The sequence below is a fragment of the Methylobacterium ajmalii genome (assembly GCF_016613415.1).
Classification (GTDB): domain Bacteria; phylum Pseudomonadota; class Alphaproteobacteria; order Rhizobiales; family Beijerinckiaceae; genus Methylobacterium; species Methylobacterium ajmalii.
The window spans coordinates 4,852-7,892 of record NZ_JACWCT010000169.1; the positions used below are offsets into that span (position 1 = coordinate 4,852).

The following is a 3,041-nucleotide window of genomic DNA, read 5'->3' on the forward strand; positions in this document are numbered from 1 at the left end:
CCCGCAGACGCGCCGATGCGGACCATCATCACTGTCGTCGAGGCTGACGGCACCGTAAGCATCTGGCTCGACGGCACCGTGACTGCAAGGGGCTGACCATGGCCACCTCCCCCGTCCCTGTCGATCAACTGGCGCTCGCGCCCGTCTACCGGCTCGACGAGCTGCGACAGCGCAAAATCGTCCGGATCATCCAGCCGATCTCCAGCCTGGGCATCACGGCCGCCGTCGAGGCGGCTACCGCGGCCGTGCTGGGCGCGCTGGACCTCAAGGCCGATCGGACGGATCTGATCGGCAAGGCGGCTGCCGGAGCCAACTCCGACATCACGAGCCTATCGGGTCTCGCCACCGCACTATCCGTGGGTCAGGGCGGCACGGGGGCGAAGACACCCTCGGGTGCGCGAGCCGCGCTTGGCCTCGGCAATGTCGACAACACCAGTGATGCCACCAAGGCGCTGCCCGGGAACCCGATTGGCGATGCGATCGGCGGGAAAGCAGCCAAAGGCGCCAATGCCGACATCACGAGCCTTTCGGGGCTGACCACGCCGCTGTCTCAGATGCAGGGCGGGACGGGGGCAACGGACGCGCCGGCCGCCAGGGTCGCACTCGGCCTGCCCCTCGTGCCGAGCGATCCCGGGTTCAACGACCTGATGGAGGCTCTGTGGCTCGCCTGGGCGAACAGCCTGCCCGTCTGGTCGGGCAGCGGGCCCGCTCCCGTGCCGAGCGGCAAACCGTTCCTTCAGGGCCCCGGCGGGCCCGTCGTCATCGCGCAGTGAGGTTTCCCGTGCGTATCGCTCGCCTGCTCGCCGTAGCCGCCATCGCGCTCGCCCCGTTCGCGGCCCTCGCGCAGGGCACCGTTGCCCCACTTCGGCTTCCTGCCGGATCCACGGGGCCGGCCGACGCCCTCACGATCGGCGGCTCAACGCTCCCGTTGGTCCTCGGGGCCAAAGCTCCGCTGGCGTCCCCCGCGTTCACGGGAGCCGTCACCGCGCCGTCGCTGTCGCTCACCGGATCTGGTCTCTCGGGGGCGATCGACACCGCTACCGTCGGCGGGGTGGCAGTCTCCACTATCCTCAGCAGCAAGGCGCCGCTTGCCAACCCGACGTTTTCCGGCACCGTGACGGCCCCCGCTCTCACGGTGCCGGGCGCTGCCGCCGTTGGGTCGCTCACCGGCAACGTCTCGGGTGCGAGCATCGCCATACCGGGCGGCGTGTCCCGCACTCAGGTTGAGCGAGCCGGCGACAGCGTCAGCATCCAGGATTACGGCGGCCGGGGTGATTGGAACGGCACGACCGGAACCGACAATGGGCCAGCTTGGACGACGGCGCTCGCCACCGGTAAGTGCATCTATTTCCCGCCTGGTCGATACTGGTTCGCAGCCCAGCCGTCCCCAGTCAGCGGCAAGCCGGTCTGCCTGCTCGGCCGCGGGCGCCAGCTCTCGGCCCTGGTCGTGCCCGGCGCAGGACCGGACATCACGCAGACCGATTATCTGACGCAGGTCTTCGTCTCGGACCTCGGCATCCTGACGCTCGGCCAGGAGGCCGGCGCGGGGATCAAGATCACGCAGCCGCAGGCGGATGGCGTGACCTCCATCAACCGGCCGGCCGTCCTCCTTCAGAATTTGGAGATCGGCGGCGTCAATCCGGCGGCGCAGGGCTTCTCGTTCGGGATCGACTTCCTCAACGCCCAATCACCGGATGTCTACAACGTGCGGGTGCGGGGCCGCCAGGACCCGAGTCTCACGACGATGGCCCGGTTTACGAAGATGACCGCGGGCATCCGCGCCACCTTCACGGGCCCTCAGATCGGCGGCGCCCCGAAGACCGAGAAGTTCGACGCCAACGCGGCCCAATACTGTATCCTCGTGACTGGCAACGCGGAGGGCGGCGACTATCAGCGGTCGTACTGCGAGGCGGTGGTCGAGGGCATCGCGAACTTGATGAACACCACGCGGCCGGGGTTTGTGGTGCGCGGCGGGCACATTAACGCGACGCGCTTCGGCGTACACCTCCAGAATACGCCCAATTTCTTCATCGACGGTGTTCAGTTCTACAAGTTCGATTATGCCAATGTCGCCAGCGACAATGCGCAAAGCTTGCCACGGGGGATTGTCGATGCCGGAGAGACCGTGGATGTTTTTGTTGACACGTCGTTCGACGGCGTAATCGGCCCGAACGTGATGAACGCGGGCGGTATCGCGGCCAGCCCGGACACCTCCGGCGCCCGGACGTTGGTGCGCATCTTGGACAGCTACGGCATCACGGTCGAGCGGCAGCGCGGCATGTACGTGACCCGCGGCGTGGTGATCGGCGGCTCCTCGACTGGCATTGTCACCGCCAAGCCCGACATCATCGCCGGCACCGAGTACGTCTCTGCCACGCGACCTTACCGTGAGTATCAGAACGCCACCACCTCGCTCACCCCGCCAAACAGGTACGTTGCCGGCGGGGTGCGACTGGCGAACAACAGCAACAGCAGTGCCTATCCTGTGAGCGGGACACCGAATTATGCGGTGGGGCTACCGGTCCTCCAAGTCGAGGTAGGCCAGCGTATCCGGGTCGACGCGTCGCTTTCGGTCACAACTGGTAGCACGGCCGGGGGGTACACCAGCTACATCACGCAGGCCGGCGGAACGGCGGCCGGGGCTTGGATCTCCAGCGCCAACGCGGTCAGCCAAGTCAGCGGGCAAATCGCAGCGAACGCCAACTGGGCGACGTCATGGTCGGCAGAGTACGTCGTGACGACGGCCGGCACGCTGCAGGTCGGGCTCGCCATCGCGGGTCCGTCCGGTGCGAGCGTCGCGGTAGGCAACGCGCAGATCAGCGCATCCGCCTTCTAGGCCGGCCACCACCCCTGACAATCCGGAGATCCCGATGACCGCGACGACATTCGAGCGGGCGCTTCCGCTCGTCCTGGCCCACGAGGGCGGATGGTCCGACGACCCGGCCGACCCGGGCGGCGCCACCAAGCTCGGGGTGACGATCGGCACCTTGAGCCTGTGGCTCGGCCGGCCTGCGACCAAGGCGGAGGTGAAGGCACTCACC

The 3,041-nt window shown here is 67.8% G+C and carries 3 protein-coding genes; all 3 read left to right on the forward strand.

The window, feature by feature from the left end; translation table 11 throughout:
- The first annotated feature begins 98 nt into the window (after positions 1 to 98).
- Complete coding sequence (locus HPY23_RS29950; protein ID WP_200647356.1) at positions 99 to 773, forward strand: hypothetical protein; 675 nt, start codon at positions 99 to 101, stop codon at positions 771 to 773.
- Positions 774 to 781: 8 nt separating this feature from the next.
- Positions 782 to 2,836: a hypothetical protein gene (locus tag HPY23_RS29955; protein WP_091891895.1), complete on the forward strand. Its 2,055-nt coding sequence runs from the start codon at positions 782 to 784 to the stop codon at positions 2,834 to 2,836.
- A gap of 34 nt (positions 2,837 to 2,870) precedes the next feature.
- A partial coding sequence (locus HPY23_RS34185) for a glycosyl hydrolase 108 family protein (protein WP_420891348.1) occupies positions 2,871 to 3,041 on the forward strand: 171 nt, incomplete at its 3' end.